1 protein-coding gene is annotated in these 2,577 nt (G+C 67.6%); it reads left to right on the forward strand.

Going from position 1 to position 2,577, the window contains the following annotated elements:
* Positions 1–80: 80 nt before the first annotated feature.
* Positions 81–2,577: type I polyketide synthase (locus LX83_RS38240; RefSeq protein WP_308204136.1), on the forward strand; the 2,497-nt coding region annotated here is incomplete at its 3' end.

Here is a 2,577-nt window from a genome sequence, read left to right on the forward strand (position 1 = left end):
TCGATCAGCATCAGCGGTCGGCGTGTGTGGTGGGGACGTTGCGGCGTGAACGGGGGGATCACCGGCAGGTGTTGGCCGCTGTGGCCGAGGCGTTCACGCACGGCGCTGTCCCCGACTGGGCCAGCGTCCTGCCCGCACCCCGCATTCCCCACCTCGACCTGCCCACCTACCCATTCCAACACCACAACTACTGGGTCACTCCGGCCCAGCGGGACAGCGGCCCGGACCTGGATTCGGAGTTCTGGGACTTCGTGCACCGAGCCAACCTCGCTGACAAACCACTCAGTGCCGTCATCCCGGAGATTTCGGCGTGGCGGCGAGAGAAGCGAGACAATGCCGTCATCGACTCGTGGCGCTATCGCCTGGTGTGGCAGCCCCTGCCCGAAACCTCGGCGGACCGGTTGACCGGCACCTGGCTGGTCATCGTCCCAACCGCGTGCCTGGACAACGCACTGGTCCAGGCCGTGCGGGCCGCACTCGTCGGGGATGGTGTGCGCGTCCTGGTGGTGAACTCCGCGAACAACCTGGGCGAGATCGCCGACATCCGCGGCATGATCTCTCTGCTCGCCCTGGACGAGCGGCCCCATCCAGACCATCCAGCGGTACCGGTCGGGGCAGCCGCCACACTGGAGCTTGCCCAGGCGCTCAGTTCGTCCGGGATCGGGGCGCCACTGTGGCACGTGACCTGCGGAGCGGTATCGATTGGCCCCGAGGACTCGCTCGCCAACCCGATCCAGGCGCTGGTGTGGGGCCAAGCCCGAGTGATCGCCGTTGAACACCCCGAGTGGTGGGGCGGGATGATCGATCTGCCAGAGACCATCGACGACCGGGGCATCGACCGGCTCCGTGCGGTACTGGCCGGGATGGATCACGAGAACGAGGTTGCGATCCGGGCGGGGCACGCGTACGGGCGTCGGATGGTGCGCGCCCCCCTGCGGGTGGACGAGGTGGCCCGGCATTGGAAACCACGTGGTACCACCCTGATCACCGGGGGGACTGGGGCCCTGGGCAGCCGGGTCGCGCGCTGGCTCGCCGCCAATGGTGCCGAGCATCTGGTGCTGGTGAGTCGCCGAGGTCAAGGAGCTGACCAACTCAGGCGTGAACTGATGGAACTCGGCACCGAGGTGACCACAGCGGTGTGTGATGTGAGCGATCGGGCAGCGCTGGCCGCCGTGATCGACGCCATCCCCGCTGATCGACCGTTGACCGCGGTAGTGCACACGGCCGCGGTCCTCGACGACGCCGTCACCGAGTCACTCAGCATCGAGAAGCTTGAGCACGCGTTGCGCAGCAAGGTTTCCGGTGCGATCAACCTGCATGAACTCACCAACGGCATGGACCTGTCCGCGTTCGTGCTGTTCTCGTCGCTGGCGGGCTGTCTCGGGTTACCCGGACAAGGCAACTACGCACCGGGAAACGCCTACCTCGACGCCCTGGCCCAATACCGTCGCTCGCGAGGACAGGTGGCGACATCGGTGGCCTGGGGCCACTGGGAGGGAGGCGGTCTGGCCACGGGCGAGATCTTGGACCTGTTGAGCCGTCGCGGTGCGACGGACATGCGACCAGAACTGACCCTTGCCGCGCTGCAGCGGGTGCTCGACTGCGACGAGACCTTCATCGTCGTGGCCGACATGCGGTGGGAGAACATCGTTTCCGATGCGGCCGCGGTCCAGCGGCTGCCGCTGATCCGCGATCTTCCTGAGGTGCAGGCCGCCGTGGCGGGCCGGGACCCCGAGGGAAGTGACCTACGGGAACGGCTGTCGCAGGCGTCGGAGTCCGATCGGCACCACGTCCTGGTCGAGCTGGTGCGCACACACGTGGCCACGGTGCTCGGCTACGACTCACCGGACATGATCGAGCCACGGCGCGCGTTCCGCGACCTCGGCTTCGATTCGTTGACCGGCGTTGAACTCCGCAACCGGCTCAACGCCGCGACCGGGCTGAGAACGCCTGCCACGCTCGTGTTCGACCACCCGACACCCGACCAGCTGGCGACGCACCTGCGAAACCAGTTGGCAGGCATCGTCGAACCAGTACCAACGCCGGTGACCGAGACCTCCAGTGATCCGATCGTTGTGGTCGCGATGGCTGGTCGCTTCCCCGGTGGCGTGACCTCCCCGGAGGATCTGTGGGAGCTGCTTTCGTCGGGCGCCGACGCGGTGGGCGGGTTCCCGACAGATCGGGGATGGCGGCTTCCGGACCAGGCCCAGTATGCCCCGCAGGGCGGTTTTCTGTCCGATGTGGCTGGTTTCGACGCGGACTTCTTCGGCATCTCGCCGCGTGAGGCGTTGGCGATGGACCCGCAGCAGCGACAGCTGCTGGAGGTGTCCTGGGAACTCCTGGAGCGGGCGGGCATGGACCCGCTGTCACTGCGCGGCAGCCGCACCGGGGTCTTCGTGGGGTCCAACAACGTGGACTACGCGGCACTGCTGGCGACCGGGTCGGAGGAAACCGCGGGATACATGAGCACCGGAGCGACGGCGAGTGTGTTGTCGGGTCGGGTGTCGTACGTGTTCGGGTTCGAGGGGCCGGCGGTGACGGTGGACACGGCGTGTTCGTCGTCGTTGGTGGCGTTGC

Source organism: Goodfellowiella coeruleoviolacea, from assembly GCF_024171785.1.
Classification (GTDB): domain Bacteria; phylum Actinomycetota; class Actinomycetes; order Mycobacteriales; family Pseudonocardiaceae; genus Goodfellowiella; species Goodfellowiella coeruleoviolacea.